Consider the following 21,709-nt stretch of genomic DNA (forward strand, 5'->3'; position numbering starts at 1 on the left):
ACGAAAAGAAAGTGAATAGAAGCACAGTATTATAACAACTATACAAAGAGATAGATATTGAAAATTGATTTTTAATAAAAGGAGAAATGAAATTTGAAACCACCTGCAGATAACAATAAAGAAGGTGCGGAGTCACATAAGTTGGAAAGTGAGAGTAAACCGATTTGGAAATCGATGTCGATGTTTTTAGTACCATTATTATTAAGTAATGTACTACAATCAGTTGGACAATTATTTGGTATGGTAGTAGTAGGAAGATGGCTTGGAGTTAATGATTTAGCGGCTATATCAGCATTCTTCCCATTATTTTTCTTGCTCGTTTCATTTGTAATTGGTATCGGTTCAGGAAGCTCTATTTTAATTGGTCAGGCGTTTGGTGCTAAAAACGAAGATCGTTTAAAAGCTATCGTTGGTACGACGCTGACATTTACCTTTATTATTGGAGTTGTGTTGGCGATAATAGGCAGTATTTTTGCGATGGATATTATGCGTCTAATGGGAACGCCAGAAAATATTATTGAAATAAGTGTACATTATGCACGAATTTTATTTATATCGATGCCAGTATTATTTTTATATTTCGCATACACAACATTTATGAGAGGTACAGGAGATTCTAAAACGCCATTTTACTTTTTAATTGTAAGTACAGCGCTAAATATGATCTTATTACCGATTCTTATTTTTGGATGGTTAGGAGCTCCGAAATTAGATGTGTATGGAGCAGCCTATGCCTCTGTTATATCTACAGTTATTACGTTTATTGTCATGCTTTTGTATTTAAAGAAGAAAAATCACCCATTACAACTAGATGGCACGGTTAGAAAATACCTTCGAATGGATGGGGAGTTATTAAAGCTATTGCTAAGGCTCGGTATTCCAGCGAGTATTAATATGATATTAGTTTCATTATCTGAAATTGCTGTAATCGCGTTTGTAAATCGTTACGGTTCGGATGCAACAGCTGCTTACGGCGTTGTGAATCAAGTTGCAAGTTATGTACAAATGCCAGCAGTTAGCCTTGGTATTACAGTTTCTATTTTTGCAGCACAATCAATTGGGGCGAATCAATTTGATCGATTGCAGAAAGTTGTGAAGGCCGGAATTATTATGAACTACGTCATCGGTGGTGTGTTAATATCTCTTATTTACTTATTCTCAAGAGACATTTTATCACTATTTTTAACGAGTCAAACTACAATTGAAATTGCTCATAGCTTAGTTATGATTACGTTATGGAGTTATTTAATTTTCGGTCATGCACAAATTATTAGTGCGACAATGCGAGCGAGTGGTACAGTACTTTGGCCAACTGTTATTGGAGTTGTTTCAATTTGGCTTGTAGAAGTACCCGTAGCATATTATCTTTCTTACCATACAAGTCTTGGGATAGAAGGGATCTGGATCGGGTATCCAGCAGCATTTATTGTCAGCTTAATATTACAGTATGCATATTATAAGCTTTCATGGCAAAAGAAACGAATTACACGATTAGTTAGTTAAATAGAAAAAATGTCTCTAAGTTATTTGACTTAGGGACATTTTTTTGTAAGTGCAGGTTTACAAATAGCTTTTTAAAGTTATATCAAAATGTTGTCTAATGAGTGTTTTATCACTCATATAAAACTCCCACGCTTTTTCCGGTTCACCGATAATCTCAAAGGATTCCTCTGTAATATATAAAGCGCAATTATCCTCCAGTGCAATTCCTTCTATATTCCCTTGATGATTTTGTAAAAAGGAATGGAAGGTGTTCATTCTATTTAATTGATTATAATGTGGACAAAATCTTTTATTAACAATCCCCCATCCGTTACTCTCTATATAACCAGAACCTTCATAATCTGATCGGATACTAGACGTGAACCAACACATAGCACCAGCGCTATAACCAGCAATAAGTGTTCCTTGTTGCAGAGCCAATAATAATTTTTCATCGAGTCTATGTTCTTTCCATTGCGTAAGCATGTGAATATAATTCCCGCCACCTAGATAAATTAAATCGGCTGAATGAATCATCTCGTCTATTTCATACCTAGAAGGTGAATCTGTTGTAGTACGTAAAATTTGTACTTCACAATGTAATTGTTTTTCAAACGTGTCTAAAAATAATTTTATATAGCTTTCATCATCATGACTTGCCGTTGGAATAAACAATACTTTTGGATACTGTTTATTTGTTAATTCTATAAGGCGTTCATTAATAGGCAAGTGATTTGAATCTTGTAAATCACCGCCACCAATGACAGCTAATTTCATAGTAAAGCACCACCTAATCATTTTTGTTATATAAAAATTCGATAGAAGAGAGTTACATTCCTTCCGTAATGTAATCAATAATTAGAAAATGTAGCTTAAGTATATCGGGATAGTAAAGAAAACACTGAATATATATATCAGTGAATTAGAAACAATTCATTGATATATAATATTTCATACTAATGTTTCAAAATATGGAAAAAATATGTTTAAATAGATATAATGACGCATTTATTCATATTGAATTTATGGTTATATTTTAAAAGAGCATCGGAAATAATAGCGATTTTCCGAAACAGTTTTTACTTTTAATAGGAACTTGTATTACAATATGGTAAAATTATTTCAATATATTTATTTAATATGAAATACAAAGAGGGAGCGTGAAAAAAGTGGATTTTCGATTTGAATTTACAACGAAGCTGAAAGAATACTTAGACGATGAGAAGGATGAAAAAATAATAAAAGATGGACACAGAGATGTAATTTTTCACTATTTATATGCGTTAGAGACTGAAATTGGCGTTGTTAAAAATCCTAATTTTACTTTTTTTGCATCAGGAAGACGTTCACATATAGTGTTAGAAAACGTTGAATTTAAAACAGAAGTAAATGTAAAAAGTAATATAATTGAAATTACAAAAATAGTGGATAATGTAGCTATTCCGTTAGATACTATCGTAGCGAAAGATCGGGAATTATTTGCACTTGGGCGTAATGAGAAGTTTAGTGTACAAATATTAGAGCAGTATCTTTTTGAAACATTTGGAGATAAGTTAGGCTTATAATGAATGGAATGAGGTACGTATTTATAGGTAGTTAATTTTAGTTTATATTACTTGCGTTTGACCTCTCATTTAATTTGTACTACAATTCGTAGTGTGAAAGGAGTTATACGATGTTTACGCAAAACTATAGGTTAAATGAGCAGGGATTAAATCACTTCTTTGGACCGCTTGAAGCGAAGATTATGGAGATTATTTGGTCTACTGAAGGTATTACTATTAAAGAAGTCCAGCAGAAATTAAGTGAAGAATCGCCTGTGAATTTTAATACTGTTATGACAGTTATGAACAGGTTAGTAGAGAAATTACACCTAGAAAAACAGACTGTAAAAAGAAGTGGCATATATCGTGCTATACAAACGAAAGAAGAATTCTTATCCAATCAAACGAAGAAAATGACACAGGAATTAGTGGGGGAATTTGGAGATTTAGTTGTAACTCATATGATAGATGAGTTAGAGCAGGCTGATCCGAATTTAATAAAAAAATTAGAAGACAAATTGAATCAGTTAAAAAAAGAGGATCGATGAAATGAAATGGCAAATGCGTAAAATCGTATTGTTAGCGCTCATTGTTAGTACCCTCTTTTTCAGCATGTTATTGTATTACGTTACATATCCATTTCTTTTTCAAAATAAGGCATTCTTCCTTTCAAAGTTTTGCTTGTTTCAGTTAGAAAAACATATGAAACAACTATCGATGGTTCGTATTATAATAGCTGGGTTATTATTAATTACTGTATTGATTGTGTGTAAAAGAATTTGGCGGCAATTTTTCTATAGTAAAAAATTACAAAAAGCACTTATCCCATTCATTAGAAAAGGGAAACAAATACATATACTGCCGACTGCGGAAGTTGCAGCGTTTACAATTGGATTATTCCGTCCGAAAGTTGTCGTATCGGAAGGTTTGCTTCAGACGTTTTCAGATGAAGAGATTGATGCAATTATTTTCCATGAAGAATATCATCAAAATAATTGGGATCCGCTAAAATTATTTTGTTTTACGTTATTAGCAGAAGGAATGATGTACATCCCGATATTAAAAGGAATGTTACAACGATATCATACGTATCAAGAGTTAGCAGCAGATAAATATGCGATGCAAAAAATGAAATCTTCATTTGAGTTAGGTAGTGCGTTATTAAAATTGATTAAAATAAAGACAATGGAAAATCGATGTGTTACAGCTTCATTTGCAAAAACAGCAATAAATTTAAGAATCGAACAAGTGTTAAATGAAAAAGTTGTGAAGCTTAATATCCCGTTACATCCGAATTCGGTATATGTAACAATAGGTTTATTCTGTGTGTCGATTGTACTTATTATTGGAGAGTGCATATAGCCTCTTTTTTTAAGGATAAACACTACTCTATGTAGTGTGAATAGAGGTGTTGTCATTTATATCATCATGCTTTTTAACGCTATATACATCTTATTTATCATATATTACAGGTTTTTTATTGTATACAAATCAAATGACGGAAATCACAGCGTTCATTATTCGTCTATTTGGTGGAGTTACAGGATTTTAAAATGAGGAGGAAAAAGAGTGAAGAAACTAATTGCTATTATACTAGTAGGGGCACTCGTTTGGGCGGGGGTCAATTTTTATAATTCAAAGAAAGAAGAAAAGGAAAGAAAAGCGAAACAAGCAGAGTTACAGGAGAAAGAAGTATTACCACAAGTCGGTTTTAAAGCACCTGGCATCACATTAAAAGGATTAGACGGAAAGTTACAGTCGTTAAATGATGCAAAGGGAAAACCGTATATTATTAATTTTTGGGCATCATGGTGTGGGCCGTGTGAAATGGAGGCACCTGACTTAGTTCATATGTATGATAAATATAAAAAGGATGTTGAAATTTTTGCGGTGAATGCTACTGTTAGTGACCCAGTACAAGAAGCAAGCGCATTTGCTAATCGCTATGGGTTTGCGTTTCCTGTTCTACTAGATATGGACGGAGTAGCTGGACTAGATTATAAAGTATTCTCTTTACCGACGACATTTTTTGTTAATAAAGATGGAATTATAGTAGATCATGTACGAGGTGTATTACCACCAGATCAATTAGAAAAGAAATTTAAGAAATTGATTGAGAATTAAAAGGAGATTTCGTGACGATGGAGTGGATCGTGAGGTTACAACCCATATCTCTTATAATTGGAAGTCTATTTGGATTTATGTTGATGAAACGAAAGATGAGGCATCAAAATGTATCATATGAAAAAATGATGGATGCCGTAACAAATGCTTTTCTTATCATCGTATTTGTATGGAAGTTTGCACCAGCAATTTTAAATCCTGTATGGGCTTTTGGGACGCCAGTGCAAGCAATATTAGCTGTTGGGAGTATGCAACATATTGTAGTAGGGTGCGTAATTGCGAGTGTATACATTGTTTGGAAAAGTAAAAAGGAGCAATTTTCGCTTCGTATTTTACTCGATGTATTGCCTTTTGGTCTGTGTGTGAGTATTATCTTTTATTTTTTATTACATCATGAAGTAGGTGCACAAACGACACTACCATGGGGAATAAAAATATATGAATCTAAACTTTTATATCACCCTATTTTCGTATATGAGATCATCCTTGCTCTTTGTATAATGGGCTTGTTATGGATGAAAAATGAAAGGCTCGGAAATGGAAAGAATATAAGTATTTTTCTAATTGTTGAGGGGTTTGCTCAAATTATTATTTCGCTTGTTAGTGAACAAAATTCTGTTCAGTTTGGTCTATCGGCACAGCAAATAATGAGCTTTTGTATTATAAGTTTAGGGATTTTGTTAGTGCCGAAAAAATAAAAAATAGCCATGTACAGAGAGTATCTGTGTATGGCTATTTTTTATAAGCATATTTCTTCATCATATGCTAAATCATTATATTGTAGAAACCTAAAAACCCCTTTATTAGGGGTTTTTAGGTTTCTATAGGTCTGCATGTGTTTCTTGTTTATCTGTATCCCATTTTGGAAGTTGTTTTGCTTGTTGACTTTCAGTAAAATTATTAAATCCAAAAGCAAGTATGCATGTAAAGGTTAAAATAGCTAAACTAATCTTTTTCATTATCTTAGTGCCTCCTTAGTTAATAATTTTTGTTTTGCTTCGTAAGTTTTGAAAAAATATTTTTGAGATTTCTCTATTTTATTCACTTTATGAAATTCTACTGCTAATAATTCGTAATATTCTTGTGCATAATCGTATAATTCTTTACTGTTAAAATATGTAGTGCCTGCAATGATTGCGTTTTCTAAGTCGTCTAGAATACCAGTGTGTTGTGTTTTTAAGATAGTGAAATGGTGTTTATATTCTTGATTATTTAATTCATTACAAATTTCTAAGCCTTTTTGAACCCAATGGTTTGCAAGTTCTTTTTCATTTAAACTAAAATGTTCTTTGGCTTGTAGAAAATTGGCTTTTAGGTGTTTAGGTAATTTGTTTGTAACTATTGTAAGATGTCTAATAGCAAGGGTTGATAGATTTTGAGAAGAGTAGAGCCAACCTAAGTTATTTCGAACTTTTAAGATTAGTGTATCGTCTTTCAGCTTTTGTAAAATATTGATTGCTGAATTATAGTTCTCTTCGGCTTGTTCGAATTGTTTTAAATAAACAGAACATGAGCCTAAAATGTTTTCGCATAGAGCTATTTTAATTTCATAACGTGGATATTTTGAGAAAATCTCTTTAGCTTGATTTGCATAATTGATTGCTGTAAGTGGTTTGTTTGTATGGTGATTAAATATAGCAAATTTATATTTATATTCAGCTTCTTCTAGTTCGCCTGGTACATGTTTTAAAAGGGATTCAGCTTTTTCGTATTCTTTTTTTGCTTCATCATAATTTCCAATAATGGTAGCATGTTCAGCTTTAAAAAAGTGATAATAATAAGTAATAAAGTCTTCAGTTATTGGATTGTCTAAACGAACAATTTGACTAAAAGTATCATACTTAATGTTTGTCCAATCGGTTAGGACCTTATATTTAAAGTTTAGTAGGGAGTAGTAAAGCGATAGATTTTGATCAGCTTCAATTTTATTAATCTGTTTCTCTATTTTTTCTTTTAATTGTTTCGCTTCAATTAATTGCTCCGCTACCATTACTTGATATAAAATGTTTAATTCGTTGACAATCTGTTCATGCCCTTTTAATAACACACTCATTATATATTCCCCCATCCGATAAAAGTATCCTAATTTAATTATTTCTATAATAACAAAATAGAAGAAGTATAAGAGTGATTTTACCATATTTTTCAACAAAATTCTGAAAAATCAATTGATTTTTACGTATTTCTTATTTTTATGTGAATATTACAAGTGCCTCTGGTAGTGGTGGGATGAATCTGACTCATGATACGTTAGCATCAATGGGAGGGATAGTTTCAGTTGTAAATATGTTTTTAGGAGGAGTGTTCGGATTGGGTCCAACTGTTAAGTTTTTAACAAAAATTTCACTTTCTTATTTAATAAAAACAGGATAATCCGCATTTTATAAGAATCATCCTGTTTTTATTGATATATTAAAAAATCGGCGGAGTAACAGAAAATAAAACAATGGCATTTTTTTCAAAATGATTCAACCATTTATGCTTTAAATAAGCAGGTATCTTTACACTGTCGCCAGTTTCTAATACGTATTCTTCCTCATTTAAATATAATGTGATTTTCCCTTCTAATACAAATGCTAATTCTTCACCTTTATGTTCTAGTACATTTTCTGACGAAGCTGTATTCGGCGGGACGGTCATAATCGCTGTTGCTAAATTACCTGAGAAATCAGGTGATAGCATTTCATATGATAAATTATCGATAATCATTTTCTTTCGTTTATGAGAACGTACAATTAAATCGTCTGTATTTGTATCTTCAAGTAAAAAGCTAAATGTTGGCACATCAAGAGCTTTAGCAAGCACTTTTAATGTTTGAATAGAAGGGTTAGCCGACCCGCGCTCAATTTGACTTAACATAGATGGTGTAATATCAGCCATCTTTGCTAGTTCTTTACTAGTTAAACCTTTTTCTTTTCTTTGTTTTTCAATTTTTTTACCAATATCTATATTTTCCATAATGAAAATCTCCTTAATGATTATTAAATTATATTTAAATAAATTAAATTAAAATTAACTAAATTGAATAATTTGTGTTAAACTATATTAAAATTAATTTAATTATAATTTATTAAATCGTAAGCTACAAGGTGATGAGGAGGAAGAGAAATGAAGGAAATAGAGAAATTAAAAGAGGAATATCTACTATTAAATAAATTAATCGCAACAGAAGAAGTATTTTGGATAAATCCAAACATAGAAAAGTATGAAACAGCAATAAAAGATACACCATTGAATGAAGAGAATGTAAAAGATGCGGAAGAGAGATTAAAGCGTTTTGCGCCATATATTGCGAAAGTTTTTCCTGAAACGAAAGGGACGAACGGCATAATCGAATCACCTTTAGTGAAAATACCTTCTATGAAAAAAGCTTTAGAGACAAATTACAAGCAACCTATTTTAGGAGAATTATTATTAAAATGTGATAGTCATCTCCCGATATCAGGATCAATTAAAGCTAGGGGCGGCATTTATGAAGTGTTGAAACATGCTGAGCAACTAGCATTGCAGCACGGAATGTTAACAGAAGAAGATAATTATTCCATTTTAGATAGTGATACATGTAGAGAGTTTTTCTCGAAGTATTCAATTGCGGTAGGTTCTACAGGGAATTTAGGACTTAGCATAGGAATTATGAGTGCGAATCTAGGTTTTAATGTAACTGTTCATATGTCAGCAGACGCAAAAGAATGGAAGAAAAGTTTATTAAGAAGTAAAGGTGTAAACATTATTGAATATGAAGATGATTATAGCAAAGCAGTAGAAGAAGGAAGACGACAGGCGGATGCAGATCCCAGCTGTTATTTTGTAGACGATGAAAACTCACATGATTTATTTTTAGGATACGCAGTAGCAGCATCACGATTACAAAAGCAATTAGATGAGTTAGAGGTTGTAGTAGATGAAGATCACCCTTTATTTGTTTACCTTCCGTGCGGAGTAGGAGGAGGACCTGGCGGAGTAGCATTCGGTTTAAAATTATTGTATAAAGACAACGTTCATTGTTTCTTTGCAGAGCCAACACATTCTCCATGTATGTTACTCGGCTTAATGACAGGCCTTCATGACAAAATTGCTGTTCAAGATATCGGAATTGATAATGTAACAGATGCGGATGGACTTGCGGTAGGAAGACCGTCTGGATTTGTCGGGAAAACGATGGAACCATTTTTAAGCGGAAATTATACAGTAAACGATGAAGAGTTATATAGATTGTTAAAAGACCTAGCTGATACGGAGAATATTTATTTAGAGCCTTCTGCACTAGCAGGTATGATAGGGCCAGTGAAAGTGTGTAAAGAAGATGAGTATTTACAAAAGCAACAGTTAGCAGAGAAGGTGAAAAAAGGTACTCATATTGTGTGGGGAACGGGTGGAAGTATGGTTCCTAAAGATGTAATGAATGAATATTATAGGAAAGGTTTGGAATTATCGATATAAGAAAAATGAGGCTAGTTGTAGCCTCATTTTTTCATGTACATAAAAATCTTTGTTATTTTCACAATAGTTCTTTATAGTATATATAAAGGATAACTAATATTGAATAAATACAACAAAAAAGCTTTATTTTACATAATAAGAGGATGTGTATACGATGTCATTACAGACTAAATATATAGCGGGTATTTCGCTTGGGGTTATGGGTGTCGGCTTTGCGGCTTCTATCCCTTTTCAAGGAACGGTAGCTGGAGAGATTATACAAGGTGGATTTGAAGCTGGATTGGTTGGTGGACTTGCGGATTGGTTTGCGGTTACTGCTTTATTCCGTCATCCGATGGGAATACCAATTCCGCATACAGCTTTGTTACCTAAAAACCGTAAACGGGTAACGAAAGGGCTTATTCATACTTTAGAAAATGAATGGCTGACGAAAGAAAGTATTACGAATAAAGTAAAAGAGATGCAGTTAGCACAAATGGTACTGCAAATTGCTGAGAGAGAAATGCAGTCTGATGCTGTGAAAAAGGGGATTGTAACGATTGCAGAGAAAGCAATTGTAACAATAGATACAGAAAAGTTAGCTGTTATTATTGAAAAAGAATTAAAAACATATTTACATACAATTAATACAAGTAACATTTTACAAGTGCTGGTTGATCAATTAGTTGTGCAAGAATATGATGAAAAGACACTTGATTACATATTAGTGAAGGTAAAAGATTGGACAGCGCAAGATGAAGCTCGTTACCAGCTCGGTAGCTTAGGTATGAAGGCGATGGAAAATATAAAAGTAGATGGATTCTTGCAGTTTACTTTGAAATCATTTATGAATATTGTAGATGAAGATAAAATTGGCGGCATTTTGCAGAAGTTTATCATTAGTAATATTAACAGCTTACAAGAGGCTGATAATAGCACAAGACAACTTATATTAGCGAAGATTCGTCAAGAAATTATCAATGTAAAAGAAAATGAAGCCTTATTAAAGGAATTAGAAAATTGGAAAGAAAAGTGGATTGCGAATTGGAATGCTACTGACAAAATAAAAGAGATGCTAGAGCAAGTACAACAAAGAGCAGTTGCTTTTGTAAATAATGAAGAATTTGCTGATAAATATGTTATTCCATTTTTACAAAAACAAATGAATAAAATAAAAGAAGATGAACAGACAGTTCAAAAAATAAAAGATTGGTTACAAAAACAAGTTGTGAATCTTGTTGAGAAGAACCATTCGAAAATTGGTAAGCTTGTACAAGAAAACCTTGATAAGTTAGATGATAAAACGTTAATCGAAATGATTGAAAATAATGTCGGTAAAGATTTGCAGTGGATCCGAGTGAACGGGGCGGTTTGTGGATTTATGATTGGATTAGTGTTAGAAGGAATTAAAGCGATTATATAAGAAAAACCTTCCGCAATTGCGGAAGGTTTTTCTTATTTTTCAATAACGCTCATAGTTAAATTATAAGTTTTCTCAATATTTAACTTGTGCGTGCCATTTCCAGTTTTAATTGAATTTTTATACCAATGTTCTTGGTTGTTTAATTCTGGATGTTCTGCTGAAGAAGTATTTTCTTTTTTCGTTAAATCTTCTACTTGTTCCCAAGGTGTACTTCCATGTGTTTCTTTTTGATTCGTTACTGCTGTTAAAGATACATCACTCTCTTTTGCAAGATGGACAGACACTCTTGAGCTTTCTTGTACAAACCAATTATTTTGTAATTGACCTGGATAAAGAGATAGTTCGTTATTTGAAGCACGGATTTCCACATTTTTATTTTGTGGAAGAACAAGCGTTGGTTTCACCTGTGGTGCTGAATTAAATAACGTATGTTGAACAGGTAATGATTTTAAAGTGATATACATCGTTTCACCAGCCGTTTGAACTGAAAGGAAATCATCTTGTTTTAAATTGAGTTTTTCATTTGCTTTCGTCGTCATTTCATAAGTTCCCAAAAGGTGAATTTGATTTGTATTATTTCCCTCTATCGTTAGAGGCTGATGCCCTGCATCTACTACAATTTTTTTGATAGATTCAGGTATATCAAATTGTCCGTCTGGAATATTACTCGTTTGTCTCGTTGTGTTAATAGAATGACGAAATTCTTCTAGTAAACCAGTTGATAATAAACAGTAAAAAGCAATTCCGACGCTTCCTAAAACGCCGATAAAGAAAATGCTAAAAATATCATATTTAATAAATGATTGTTCCTTCTTAGAAAATAGAAGGTATAGTAAAACTTCAGCTCCAAGTATGATAAGTAAAACTGGCCACCATGCAGTTAGTGTATCTAATACTTGAATTCCTTTTACGACTGAAAATAGTAAAAAGCATCCTAACGATATAATAGAAAGCCCCATTGAGAATGTTCCAACACGCCAAGTCCTCATTCGCTTGTCCCACCTTTGTTTTCTTTATTTCCAAGTAACAATTTAAATCCGCCGCCAATTAAAAGGAGCGCAACGATAGATGTTTGGAAATAGCGATAATATAGTTCACTAAGATGAATATTAAATATAGTTACAAAATAATCATTCAAAATAGGAAGGACCGTTTGATCTAATAAATAATAAACACCGAGTGTAATTAATCCGATACCAATCCATCTTTGATGATTTATAAAATAATCGATAATGGGTTCGTCTTGTACTCGTTCTTTTCCGTATTTTGCTGTTTGTTGTAAAGCATCAAAAAAGCTATAGAACCAAATGATTGGCACTAAAAATAAAAACGCAGAAAGTCTTAATAAGTCGAGTAAATAAATAGATAGTAAAAAGGCTGCCATAAGCTGAAGACCACGGCGTTGTAAGCCTAAATACATATGACCTGCTCCGGGGAACATCGCTAAAATAGAAGCAAATGTTTTATTTTTCTTTCCTTGCTCGCGGTGCTCTTCAAACTCTTCGAAAATAGTACGATCATCTAATTGCTCGCCACGTTCTTTTTTCTGGAGTTGCTGAACAACGTCAAAGAAATTGTAAATCCATAAAACAGGTAATGTAATAAGGAAGATAAGAAAACTTTCTTGCGATGTTAAAAGTGCAACGAAAATGATCATACTTCCGATTCCTGTGCAAGCTACTAAAAATGTAAGTCCGCGTTGCATAAGTCCTAATTGAAAATGGCCAAGTCCAGGGATGATGGATAAGAGAATGATATAAAATCGTTCGCTCTCTTTAGAGGATTCTATGAATTCTCCGGCAGCTTGTTTTTTCGATTGATTAATAATAGTGATAACTAAATCTAATAAATTGATTGCCCATAACACGACTAGTAAAAATAGAGAAAGAAAAGCAATATCACGGGCTCCTAATGCTATTGTACAAAATGCTGCAAAGATAAATAGAAATACAGCCCCTCCGCTATATAAAATAAACCGTCCAAATTTCTTTAAATATAAATGTCCAAGCCCAGGAATTAGCCCTAATACAAGTGCTAAAAAGGGATTTTTATTCATGCTTTGAACCTCCGTCCTTTTTCGATGTGTCTACCGATTTGTTTACAATTTGTTGTGAGATAGAAGACTCGTTATGTTTTGAAGATTTCTCTAAATTTGATGTCGCTGTAAAAATATACTGAAATAAACCACTTACCATAAAAATAATTGTAGCCGCAGTAGCAATTATGTAGTGAATGATCGTGCGCTTTAGTGAGGTTGTTTTTATATTTTCATTAGACTGTAGTGTTTCAAAATTAATTTGCGTCATAACTTCGTTCGTAAATGAATCATCATTTATCATTGGAAGGTTTTCATGTTGTTCATCAATACTTTCCATATAAAGTGCTAAACAATGATCACATTCATAAAGATGTTCTTCCATAGATTCACGTTCATTGCTTTCTATAAAATCTAATGTATAATTGCGCCAATCTTCTTTTGAATAATGCATCATAGAAACTCTTCCTCCTTCCAATGTTTTTTAATCCATTTTCTTGCCCGATACAGTTTCATTTCGACTGTTTTTACTTCAATGTTTTCCTGTAAAGCAATTTCTTGATAGCTTTTTTCTTCTAAGTAATGTGCGAGAACGACGTCACGGTAATTTTCAGGAAGTTCTCTCAGTTTTTGAGCAATGAGTAATTTCTGCTCTTTCGTCAATAATAAAGCTTCAATATTATGAGAGGACTGTATATTTTCCTCAGTTTCTTTACATAAGGAGAGTTCTTCACTTTCTCGAGCTTTCTTCCTCTTATAATCAATAGCGTGATTGGTGGCAATACGTGCCATCCACGTTTTTAATCCGCGAAATTGATAATTAGGGAGAGAGGCGTGAATTTTTACGAATACTTCTTGTGTAACATCTTTCGCATCTTCTTCATGTCTTACAATAGAAAAGATAACTTGAAAAATATAATGACGATATGTTTGCACGAGGATACGAAAAGCATGTTCGCTTCCTTGTTGTGCTTTTTCAATTAATTGTTTTTCCTCAATGGGTCTCTCCCTCCTTTTTGACGCATTCTATTATATAGACGTAAAGAATGATAAGTCACCCTACACATTTTGTAAAAAAAGAATAATATATTTTTTGCAGAAGAGCTAGATGAAAAAAAGTGTGAAAAAATGGTAAGCAGAAGTATATAATGAGCAAGTAGGAAATGTTACACGGAGAAAGGATGTGAATGTTAGTAGGAGGAAGGTCCATACTAACAAACATGAAAATTAAAATATTAATAGCAGACGATAATTCTTTTATTAGAGAAGGCATGAAAATTATTTTAAATACATATGAAGAGTTCGAAGTGGTAGATACAGTAAATGATGGAGAAGAAGCTGTAGCATATTGTAAAAAGCATGAAGTTGATATTGCTCTTTTGGATGTTCGTATGCCAAATATGAACGGGGTAGAGGCGACGAAGTTTATTTGTGAAGAGACGAAAACAAAACCGCTTATTTTAACGACGTTTGATGATGATGAATATATTTTGGATGCAGTAAAAAACGGAGCGAAAGGGTATTTATTAAAAAATAACGATCCGGAGCGTATTCGTGATGCAATAAAAGGGGTATATAATGGCCAAACTGTTATGCAAGATGTAGTTCTCGATAAAATTAAGTCCAATTTAATGGAAAGTAAAGAGGAAGAATGTAAAATAGATAAAAGTCTTTTTACTGAAAGAGAGCTTAGTATCATCGCATTAATTGCAAAAGGTTTCTCAAATAAAGAAATTTCGAAACAGCTTTTTATATCTGAAGGAACAATCGCAAATTATATTACATCAGTTTTAGGGAAAACGGGGCTTGAACATCGCACACAAATTGCGATTTACTACTTAACAGGGAAAGTAGATTAATGATATGGAATTTTGGTTAACTGTAAGTAAATTAATTGTCTTTATATATATTGTGTTCAGTTACATACATTCAAATGTTACGAACTTACCATGGGTTATATTTGCTTTGCTTTTATATCTTTCTGTAAACGTGCTAATCTCTATATTAAAAAAAGATACGTACAAAAAAATATTGATTTGTATTTCAATTAGTGTAGTTATGTTATTAACATGGAGTGTTCATCCGTTTTTTATTTTGTTTTTATCTTTGAATTTATACGAAATTACATTCCATTACATAGACAAGAATTGGTCACGCTTTGTTATTATGATGCTTCCAATTACAATTACAGATGAAAGCATTCGAATGACTTATGGATTAATTGTTGCATTTTCTTTTCTCGTTTTAACTATGGCAGATCGATATATATCACGTGTAGTAAAGCTTGAATCGCAAAATGATAAGATGCGAAAAGATATGCAACGACTTACGAAAAGCTTACATGAAAATAAAGAGTACATAAGGCAATCAGAATACACATTTAAGCTAGAAGAGAGAAATCGATTATCACAAGAAATTCATGATAAAATTGGTCACTCGATGACAGGCGCATTAATTCAAATGGAAGCAGCAAAGAGATTAATGGGGATAGATAAAGAAAAATCTGCGGAGTTATTACAAAATGCAATTCACATTTCAAAAGATGGAATTGAAAGCATTCGCATTACATTAAAAAATATGAAGCCACCAACTGAGCAAATTGGCATTCACCGTATGAAATTATTCATAGAGGAGTTTGCTAGTAAGCATGATGTAAACATTCCTTTCGTATATAAGGGAAACTTAGATATGATTTCTCCCATTCAGTGGAAAATTATCGGTGAAAACGTTACAGAGGCGTTAACAAATGCGATGAAATATGCTGATGCGACAGTCATTTCAATCGATATTCATGTACTGAACAAGATGGTTAAGGTGCAAGTGAAGGATAACGGAAAAGGCGCAGCTCTTGTTAAGAAAGGTCTCGGTATTATGGGGATGGAGGAGCGAACAGCGTCTGTAAACGGAAAAATTATTGTAGATGGAACAAGTGGTTTTTCAGTGACGATGTTGTTGCCGATATAAGAGAATGGGACGAAGATGAACCATCTCATATGAAAAAAGTGAATAATCTCATGTGAAAAGAATGAACTTCTGCACTGAGCAGGTTCATTCTTTTTGTTTATACTAATAGCAGAGAAACCGAAATAGGGGTGAAAATGATGAATACATTAGAAATTAAAAATTTAACGAAAAAATTTGGTGATTTTATCGCAGTTGATAATATGTCTTTATCTATTAAAGAAGGAGAAATATTTGGCTTTTTAGGATCAAATGGTGCTGGTAAGAGTACAACGATAAATATGATTGCTGGCTTGTTAAGAAGTAATGAAGGCGAAATTAGCATACTAGGAAAAAATATAAAGAAACATAATCGATTTGCGAAAATGAATATCGGTATCGTTCCGCAAGATATTGCAATTTATGAAGAGTTAACGGCCTATGAAAATGTGAAATTTTTTGCTGGATTGTATGGGTTAAGAGGGGCTGAACTAAAAACAAGAGTAGAGGAAGCACTTCAATTTGTGGGGCTTAGTGATAAACATAAGAGTTACCCGAAAAACTTTTCTGGTGGGATGAAGCGAAGACTGAATATAGCTTGTGCAATTGCTCATAGACCGAGGTTAATTATTATGGATGAACCGACAGTTGGAATTGATCCGCAGTCAAGAAACTATATCCTTCAGTCTGTTCGGAAATTAAATGAAATGGGAAGCACGATTATTTACACGAGCCACTACATGGAAGAAGTGGAAGAGATTTGTACAAAAATCGCAATTGTCGACCACGGTAAAGTGATTGCAGAAGGTACGAAAGAACAGTTAAAAGCGATTATTACAGATACGAAAGATATTTGGATTGAAGTGAAGTCTGTAGAAAATTTAGATGTAGAAAAGTTAAAAGATATAAACGGTGTGAAAGCTGTTCAAATTGAAGAGAACGTAATCAAGGTAAACTCGGATGCAGGATTAAATAATTTAAATAAAATTATTCAGCACTTCATTAATCACGATATTGAAATTCGTTCGTTAGAAGAGCAGGCACCGAATTTAGAAACTGTATTTCTTACGTTGACTGGAAGAAACTTACGAGATAAATAAAAAGTAAATGAAGAAAAGGTAAAGGGAGGTTCATCAATTGAACATCTTCAATATAGCAGTTATGCATATTAAAAGAGATTTCAGAGACGTAAGAACTTTAGTTTTTATGTTAGCATTTCCAATTGTGCTTATGCTTGTGTTAGGAACAGCGTTAAGTAACGCATTTAATAGTGATAGTCATTCGATTAAAGATATACAAGTACTATACAAAGATGAAGCAAGTAGCACGTTGTCTCAATCATTTGCAGCATTTACGAAAGAAGTGGATAAATCAGGTATTCATTTTAAAAAAGCTTCCGGCAGTATAGATGGGAAAGAAGAAGTGAAGCAAAATAAATATGCTGCATATGTAGAATTAAATAAAGACGGTGCAAAATTTTACGGTAGCGACAGAAGTAGTGTAGAGGGTAGTATTGTAGAAGGAATGCTTACAACATTTGTTGATAAGTATAATGTAGCGACAGAAGTTGCAAAAGTAGATCCTAGTAAGGTTAGCGCAGTTATTTCAAGCGGAAATCATAATGACTATATAAAAGAAACATCTTTACAAGCGGCGAAAAAACCAGGTTCTATGGATTACTATGCGGTTGTAATGACGACAATGATTGCACTGTATGCTGCGATGGGAGCAAGTTCTTTAATTCGAGGAGAACGAATACGTAAAACAGGAGATCGTCTCATTGCTGCGCCTATAAGTAAAGCTGAAATATTCATTGGAAAAGTACTCGGTAGTCTTGTAGCAAATGCCCTGTGCATATTACTCGTCATGTTATTTAGTAAATTTGTCTTTCAAGCGAACTGGGGCGACCATCTTGGAATCATATTTATTATATTATTAACACAAGTCTTTCTAGCAATTAGCTTCGGTTTAGGAATCGGATATATTACGAAAACAGGTGAAGCGTCTAGAGCAATTATTATGGTAGTAGTGCAATTAGCTTCTATTTTTGGTGGTGCATATTTCGTAGTAGAAGAAAATTTCGTTACAAATTTATCACCATTAACGTGGGCAAATACAGCTGTTATGAAAATTATTTATGCGAATGATGTAGGGGCAGCACTACCAGTCATTTCTTTAAACCTTGGAGTATCAGCACTCTTTTTATTAATTGCGATTATTGCATTACGTAGACGGGAGGGGCTATAGTATGAAAGATATTTTATGGCTCATACAAAAAACGCTATCTGTACTTTTGAAAAATAAAAAAAGTTTACTCATTATAATTAGCTTGCCGATAATAGGGACGCTCATTTCCTTTTCGATATACGGAAATGTAGGGCAAGGAACATTAAATATCGGGATTGTAAATAAAGAAAGTCAGCCAATCGCAAATGATACTGTGAAATTTTTAGAAGGATTAAATCATGTTAATGTAAGCAAAATTAAAGAGTCTGAAGTAGAAGATAAACTCACTTCCAAAAAAATTGATGGTGTGATTACATTAGATTCTGGTTTTTCTGCAAGTGTTCGAGAGGGGAAACCTGATCATATTGAGATTTCATCGATTAAAGGCGATCAAGTAACAGTATTTATAAAATCATATTTATATAACTATGTCGATAATGTAGCTGCGATTAGTAAAGTGGCAGGAGCGGATCAAAGTACGTTTAATAGTATGTACGCGGGTTATCAAAAAAGTTCATTTAAAGTAAAGTCTGAGACACTTGAAGATACTTCAAAAAATAAAGATATGACAAATCAAACGATGGGTTATCTTATTATGTTTATGCTATTTTCAGCAGTGAACTTATCAGGATTTATTTTAAAAGAAAAAGAGAATAGAACGTATTTTAGATTATTATCAACGCCGATTGATGGAAAGAAATTTATATTATCTAATGTCGCAGTGAATATGATGATATTAACAGTACAAATTGTCATTGCAGTATTCTTTATGACGAATGTTTTTCACACAAATATTAATATGCCTTTCATAGTAATGATTGGTGTGCTTATGATATTTGCTTTAATTGCAATTGGTTTATCATTAGTCATTGTGTCCTTTTCAAAAAATTCAGCTGCTTCAAATGCAATGCAAAATATAGTAATAGTACCAACATGCTTACTTGCGGGATGTTATTTCCCGTATGATATTATGCCAAGTGCAGTACAAAAAGTAGCTAATTTTCTTCCACAGCGCTGGTTGTTAGATACGATATCAAAACTACAGCAGGGAATACCATTCTCGGAGTTGTATTTAAACATTTTAATTTTATTCGCTTTCGCAATTGCATTCTTCTTAATTGCTATTTATAAGTTTGGAAGAAATAATGATGCGAGAAATTTTGTTTAATGTGAAAAGGTGTGGCTTAATGCCATACCTTTTTTGTTTGAAATTTAGAGTATCTTTTGTAGTATAGGAATGCTTTTGTAGAGCACTTCGTTATGTGAAGCATGCACAACATATTTATTTCCATCTAGAAGAAAAACGCTATGTAGAACAGCGTTACCGTCACCATGTTTTGTAAATAAATCACCGACGACTTTGCCGTCTGTCCATTTCAGTTTTGAGTGTGAAGGGACAACTTGTAAATATTGAATTGTTTCCTCTCCATCTCCGGCAATGAGTGTAGTTTCAATATTTCTTTTTTGTATAATAAATCTATTTTCATTTAATGTATCGAGGAAAGGGTTTTTCGTTTGCATATTACTATAAGGAAGAAATGTAAGAGAAGAGTCAGATCTTATAAATAAATAATTTCCGTAATCTTTACAAGGAATAACATCTTGTAATCCTGGAAAGTAAAGATGTATCGCCTCAACCTTATTCATTTTATGTAAGATGCTTAAGTAACGAATATATTGTTCCATATAAAAATGAACGATATTTATTTTAGAAGAGGCATGGATAGGGAGACTACCTCCAGTCCAATAACTATAATTTGGTGGAGATCCAGCGTTTGGTGTGCAGAGTATTATAAGTTGATTCACATCATTTTTATATGTTTCACTTTGAGCGTAAGAACGTCCAAGAAGCCCGCCCATACTATGACACATTAGATTTAGTTTATCGCACCCTGTAATTTTTTTAGCATAGGCAATCGTTTGTAATAAATATTTTTGTGTAGAAAAAACAATGCGCTGCCGCCAGTCATAAAAACAGATGAACAAGTCTTTATTTCGTTCGTACCCCATACTTTCTAACATCATGATGAATGGTTCGTAAACAAATGCAGACAGTCCAAAACTCCAATCACCAGTACCTAGAATAATAATATTACTCATTGAACCGAAAAGACCTGGGATAAAAACAATAGGGATTTTTCCTCTTTTCATATTTCTCTCTCCTTTAATCGTTTGGTATCAATAGAAATACATTTCGTATGAAAACGTATTTAAATGAAACACTACAGAGTAGAAAGTAATTTGATCGGAAGGAAATCAAAATGATTAAAAAAATATTGCGAGTTACTTCTATTATTATTGCTATTTTTGTTTTTATTTTAATTTGGATGCATATCGATGTTACCTTAGGTAGGAAAATGGAAGCTGGGAAAAACATGCCGACAGAGTATGCATCTCACTATAGTGACTTTCAATTATATGTAGAAGGAAAATCATTATATGAGCAGCTATTTGAAGATATAAAAAAAGCGAAAAGCTCCATCTACACTTATTTCTTCATTTTGTCGGATGATAAAAGTAGCCATACTTTTTTAAACTTATTAAAAGAGAAGGCAAAAGAAGGAGTAAACGTTTATTTATCAGTTGATCGCATTAATGATTTATCATTTGAAAGGAAGATGATAAATGAATTGCGGGAAAGTGGTGTACATTTTACATATAGTAGAAAACCTGCATTGCCATTCGGATTTTATTCACTTCATCATCGGAATCATCGCCGTATTACGACAATTGATGGAGAAATTGGCTATACAGGCGGATTTAATATAGGAGATGAGTACTTAGGGAAAGATAAGCGATTTGGATATTGGCGTGATTATCATGTGCGGCTTAAAGGAGAAGGAGCAAAAGATTTAGAACAGCAATTCGCTTTAGATTGGAAACGAGATACGAAAGAAGAGATAAAGAGGAGTACGAATAACGCTAGTAAAGGGAATACATTACATACTATGACTAGTTACAATGGGCATTACGTCGCTGAAACATATATACAGTTAATAAAGCAAGCGAAGCATTCAATCGTCATTACAACACCTTATTTTATAGCGAAAAATAAAGAATTAATGAATGCTTTAATTGAAGCGCAAAAACGTGGTGTTACAGTAAAAATACTTTGGTCATATAAACCAGATATCCCCCTTATTAAAGAGGCGGCATATCCGTACATACGTCAAGCTGTTAATAACGGGATTACGGTATATGGTTATAAAAAAGGGATGTTTCATGGAAAGTTAATGCTAATTGATAATGAGTTAACTGTTATAGGTACAACAAACTTTACTGCCCGTAGCTTCTATATAAATGATGAGATGAATTTGTATATTCATGGCGGGACTATCGTATCGGACGTGAATAAGGCATTAACAGAGGATTTTCGTGATTCAAAAGAAATGACGAAAGAGTTTTTTGAGAAGTTATCTTTTTGGGAACGTTGTAAGGAAAAAGTGGCGGGATTGGTTGATTTTTATTTGTAACGATGAATTAGGAAAGGGTGCCTACAAAAGGCACCCTTTTTGG

General features: G+C 32.9%; 24 protein-coding genes. 15 read left to right on the forward strand and 9 right to left on the reverse strand.

Annotated elements, in window-relative coordinates; translation table 11 throughout:
• Window positions 1–93 precede the first annotated feature (93 nt).
• Window positions 94–1,503 (forward strand): MATE family efflux transporter, encoded by a 1,410-nt coding sequence (locus MHI26_RS08855; RefSeq protein WP_000804120.1) that lies wholly within the window; start codon window positions 94–96, stop codon window positions 1,501–1,503.
• Between the two features lie 57 nt (window positions 1,504–1,560).
• Here the strand turns inward: MHI26_RS08855 and MHI26_RS08860 are convergent, their stop codons facing one another.
• Window positions 1,561–2,259, reverse strand: a complete 699-nt coding sequence (locus MHI26_RS08860; protein WP_061666812.1) for a peptidase E — start codon at window positions 2,257–2,259, stop codon at window positions 1,561–1,563.
• A gap of 392 nt (window positions 2,260–2,651) precedes the next feature.
• Here MHI26_RS08860 and MHI26_RS08865 point away from each other — a divergent pair, with 392 nt between their 5' ends.
• The 5 genes from MHI26_RS08865 (at window position 2,652) to MHI26_RS08885 (ending at window position 5,848) form a co-directional block, all read left to right on the forward strand.
• Entirely contained in the window at window positions 2,652–3,047 is a 396-nt protein-coding gene (locus tag MHI26_RS08865; protein ID WP_042973240.1) for a DUF3942 family protein, read from the forward strand.
• Window positions 3,048–3,157: 110 nt separating this feature from the next.
• Window positions 3,158–3,574: a BlaI/MecI/CopY family transcriptional regulator gene (locus MHI26_RS08870; protein WP_000495076.1), complete on the forward strand. Its 417-nt coding sequence runs from the start codon at window positions 3,158–3,160 to the stop codon at window positions 3,572–3,574.
• Window position 3,575: 1 nt separating this feature from the next.
• Complete coding sequence (locus MHI26_RS08875) at window positions 3,576–4,388, forward strand: M56 family metallopeptidase (RefSeq protein WP_061666811.1); 813 nt, start codon at window positions 3,576–3,578, stop codon at window positions 4,386–4,388.
• Between the two features lie 207 nt (window positions 4,389–4,595).
• The gene (locus MHI26_RS08880) at window positions 4,596–5,150 is read left to right on the forward strand and encodes a TlpA family protein disulfide reductase (protein ID WP_061666810.1); all 555 of its coding nucleotides are present in this window, start codon (window positions 4,596–4,598) and stop codon (window positions 5,148–5,150) included.
• Window positions 5,151–5,167: 17 nt separating this feature from the next.
• Entirely contained in the window at window positions 5,168–5,848 is a 681-nt protein-coding gene (locus MHI26_RS08885; protein ID WP_061666809.1) for a prolipoprotein diacylglyceryl transferase family protein, read from the forward strand.
• A gap of 123 nt (window positions 5,849–5,971) precedes the next feature.
• On the opposite strand, the gene MHI26_RS08890 is transcribed toward MHI26_RS08885, so the two are convergent.
• Together MHI26_RS08890 and MHI26_RS08895 are read right to left on the reverse strand one after the other, a co-directional pair.
• Window positions 5,972–6,109, reverse strand: coding sequence for a hypothetical protein (locus MHI26_RS08890; RefSeq protein ID WP_000724012.1), 138 nt, complete (start codon window positions 6,107–6,109; stop codon window positions 5,972–5,974).
• Window positions 6,109–7,203, reverse strand: coding sequence for a response regulator aspartate phosphatase (locus MHI26_RS08895; protein WP_061666808.1), 1,095 nt, complete (start codon window positions 7,201–7,203; stop codon window positions 6,109–6,111). The genes MHI26_RS08890 and MHI26_RS08895 overlap by 1 nt, the downstream gene beginning before the upstream one ends.
• Before the next feature lie 143 nt (window positions 7,204–7,346).
• Between MHI26_RS08895 and MHI26_RS08900 the strand changes: the two genes are divergently transcribed.
• Window positions 7,347–7,523, forward strand: coding sequence for a hypothetical protein (locus tag MHI26_RS08900; RefSeq protein WP_061666807.1), 177 nt, complete (start codon window positions 7,347–7,349; stop codon window positions 7,521–7,523).
• A 39-nt stretch (window positions 7,524–7,562) separates the two neighbouring features.
• On the opposite strand, the gene MHI26_RS08905 is transcribed toward MHI26_RS08900, so the two are convergent.
• Complete coding sequence (locus tag MHI26_RS08905) at window positions 7,563–8,108, reverse strand: helix-turn-helix domain-containing protein (RefSeq protein ID WP_000427629.1); 546 nt, start codon at window positions 8,106–8,108, stop codon at window positions 7,563–7,565.
• Window positions 8,109–8,258: 150 nt separating this feature from the next.
• Here MHI26_RS08905 and MHI26_RS08910 point away from each other — a divergent pair, with 150 nt between their 5' ends.
• On the forward strand, window positions 8,259–9,590 hold the full coding sequence (locus MHI26_RS08910) for a D-serine ammonia-lyase (protein ID WP_061666806.1): 1,332 nt from the start codon (window positions 8,259–8,261) through the stop codon (window positions 9,588–9,590).
• 154 nt (window positions 9,591–9,744) lie between these two features.
• Window positions 9,745–10,992: a DUF445 domain-containing protein gene (locus MHI26_RS08915; protein WP_000058307.1), complete on the forward strand. Its 1,248-nt coding sequence runs from the start codon at window positions 9,745–9,747 to the stop codon at window positions 10,990–10,992.
• A gap of 32 nt (window positions 10,993–11,024) precedes the next feature.
• On the opposite strand, the gene exsE is transcribed toward MHI26_RS08915, so the two are convergent.
• The 4 genes from exsE to MHI26_RS08935 are packed head-to-tail and all read right to left on the reverse strand — an operon-like array spanning window position 11,025 to window position 13,963.
• Complete coding sequence (gene exsE, locus MHI26_RS08920) at window positions 11,025–11,981, reverse strand: exosporium protein ExsE (RefSeq protein WP_001261415.1); 957 nt, start codon at window positions 11,979–11,981, stop codon at window positions 11,025–11,027.
• A complete protein-coding gene (locus MHI26_RS08925; RefSeq protein ID WP_001039098.1) occupies window positions 11,978–13,048 on the reverse strand; it encodes a hypothetical protein in 1,071 nt (356 codons plus the stop codon). The genes exsE and MHI26_RS08925 overlap by 4 nt, the downstream gene beginning before the upstream one ends.
• Window positions 13,041–13,484 carry a hypothetical protein gene (locus MHI26_RS08930; RefSeq protein ID WP_000972351.1) on the reverse strand — a complete coding sequence of 148 codons (444 nt, stop codon included), beginning with the start codon at window positions 13,482–13,484 and terminating at the stop codon, window positions 13,041–13,043. The genes MHI26_RS08925 and MHI26_RS08930 overlap by 8 nt, the downstream gene beginning before the upstream one ends.
• Window positions 13,481–13,963, reverse strand: a complete 483-nt coding sequence (locus tag MHI26_RS08935; protein WP_001195484.1) for an RNA polymerase sigma factor — start codon at window positions 13,961–13,963, stop codon at window positions 13,481–13,483. Before MHI26_RS08935 ends, MHI26_RS08930 begins: the two co-directional genes overlap by 4 nt.
• Window positions 13,964–14,247: 284 nt before the next feature.
• Here MHI26_RS08935 and MHI26_RS08940 point away from each other — a divergent pair, with 284 nt between their 5' ends.
• From MHI26_RS08940 to MHI26_RS08960, 5 genes are all read left to right on the forward strand, one after another.
• Entirely contained in the window at window positions 14,248–14,886 is a 639-nt protein-coding gene (locus MHI26_RS08940) for a response regulator transcription factor (RefSeq protein ID WP_000694093.1), read from the forward strand.
• 4 nt (window positions 14,887–14,890) lie between these two features.
• The gene (locus MHI26_RS08945) at window positions 14,891–15,991 is read left to right on the forward strand and encodes a sensor histidine kinase (protein WP_000397661.1); all 1,101 of its coding nucleotides are present in this window, start codon (window positions 14,891–14,893) and stop codon (window positions 15,989–15,991) included.
• A gap of 137 nt (window positions 15,992–16,128) precedes the next feature.
• Entirely contained in the window at window positions 16,129–17,067 is a 939-nt protein-coding gene (locus MHI26_RS08950) for an ABC transporter ATP-binding protein (RefSeq protein ID WP_061666805.1), read from the forward strand.
• 37 nt (window positions 17,068–17,104) lie between these two features.
• Window positions 17,105–18,214, forward strand: a complete 1,110-nt coding sequence (locus tag MHI26_RS08955) for an ABC transporter permease (protein WP_001020176.1) — start codon at window positions 17,105–17,107, stop codon at window positions 18,212–18,214.
• Between the two features lies 1 nt (window position 18,215).
• On the forward strand, window positions 18,216–19,361 hold the full coding sequence (locus tag MHI26_RS08960; RefSeq protein WP_061666804.1) for an ABC transporter permease: 1,146 nt from the start codon (window positions 18,216–18,218) through the stop codon (window positions 19,359–19,361).
• Between the two features lie 44 nt (window positions 19,362–19,405).
• On the opposite strand, the gene MHI26_RS08965 is transcribed toward MHI26_RS08960, so the two are convergent.
• Window positions 19,406–20,344 carry an esterase/lipase family protein gene (locus MHI26_RS08965; RefSeq protein WP_061666803.1) on the reverse strand — a complete coding sequence of 313 codons (939 nt, stop codon included), beginning with the start codon at window positions 20,342–20,344 and terminating at the stop codon, window positions 19,406–19,408.
• A 110-nt stretch (window positions 20,345–20,454) separates the two neighbouring features.
• Here MHI26_RS08965 and cls point away from each other — a divergent pair, with 110 nt between their 5' ends.
• Window positions 20,455–21,666: a cardiolipin synthase gene (gene cls, locus MHI26_RS08970; RefSeq protein ID WP_061666802.1), complete on the forward strand. Its 1,212-nt coding sequence runs from the start codon at window positions 20,455–20,457 to the stop codon at window positions 21,664–21,666.
• The last annotated feature ends 43 nt before the right edge of the window (window positions 21,667–21,709 follow it).

Source organism: Bacillus sp. FSL K6-1218 (assembly GCF_038006445.1).
GTDB lineage: Bacteria > Bacillota > Bacilli > Bacillales > Bacillaceae_G > Bacillus_A > Bacillus_A thuringiensis_S.

Bases quoted from the DNA above. Each gene is read 5' to 3' on its own strand.
- MHI26_RS08860 (WP_061666812.1), bottom strand. From the start codon at position 2,259: ATGAAATTAGCTGTCATTGGTGGCGGTGATTTACAAGATTCAAATCAC.
- MHI26_RS08870 (WP_000495076.1), top strand. From the start codon at position 3,158: ATGTTTACGCAAAACTATAGGTTAAATGAGCAGGGATTAAATCACTTC.
- MHI26_RS08875 (WP_061666811.1), top strand. From the start codon at position 3,576: ATGAAATGGCAAATGCGTAAAATCGTATTGTTAGCGCTCATTGTTAGT.
- MHI26_RS08885 (WP_061666809.1), top strand. From the start codon at position 5,168: ATGGAGTGGATCGTGAGGTTACAACCCATATCTCTTATAATTGGAAGT.
- MHI26_RS08890 (WP_000724012.1), bottom strand. From the start codon at position 6,109: ATGAAAAAGATTAGTTTAGCTATTTTAACCTTTACATGCATACTTGCT.
- MHI26_RS08895 (WP_061666808.1), bottom strand. From the start codon at position 7,203: ATGAGTGTGTTATTAAAAGGGCATGAACAGATTGTCAACGAATTAAAC.
- MHI26_RS08905 (WP_000427629.1), bottom strand. From the start codon at position 8,108: ATGGAAAATATAGATATTGGTAAAAAAATTGAAAAACAAAGAAAAGAA.
- MHI26_RS08910 (WP_061666806.1), top strand. From the start codon at position 8,259: ATGAAGGAAATAGAGAAATTAAAAGAGGAATATCTACTATTAAATAAA.
- MHI26_RS08915 (WP_000058307.1), top strand. From the start codon at position 9,745: ATGTCATTACAGACTAAATATATAGCGGGTATTTCGCTTGGGGTTATG.
- exsE (WP_001261415.1), bottom strand. From the start codon at position 11,981: ATGAGGACTTGGCGTGTTGGAACATTCTCAATGGGGCTTTCTATTATA.
- MHI26_RS08925 (WP_001039098.1), bottom strand. From the start codon at position 13,048: ATGAATAAAAATCCCTTTTTAGCACTTGTATTAGGGCTAATTCCTGGG.
- MHI26_RS08930 (WP_000972351.1), bottom strand. From the start codon at position 13,484: ATGATGCATTATTCAAAAGAAGATTGGCGCAATTATACATTAGATTTT.
- MHI26_RS08940 (WP_000694093.1), top strand. From the start codon at position 14,248: ATGAAAATTAAAATATTAATAGCAGACGATAATTCTTTTATTAGAGAA.
- MHI26_RS08945 (WP_000397661.1), top strand. From the start codon at position 14,891: ATGGAATTTTGGTTAACTGTAAGTAAATTAATTGTCTTTATATATATT.
- MHI26_RS08950 (WP_061666805.1), top strand. From the start codon at position 16,129: ATGAATACATTAGAAATTAAAAATTTAACGAAAAAATTTGGTGATTTT.
- MHI26_RS08960 (WP_061666804.1), top strand. From the start codon at position 18,216: ATGAAAGATATTTTATGGCTCATACAAAAAACGCTATCTGTACTTTTG.
- MHI26_RS08965 (WP_061666803.1), bottom strand. From the start codon at position 20,344: ATGAAAAGAGGAAAAATCCCTATTGTTTTTATCCCAGGTCTTTTCGGT.
- cls (WP_061666802.1), top strand. From the start codon at position 20,455: ATGATTAAAAAAATATTGCGAGTTACTTCTATTATTATTGCTATTTTT.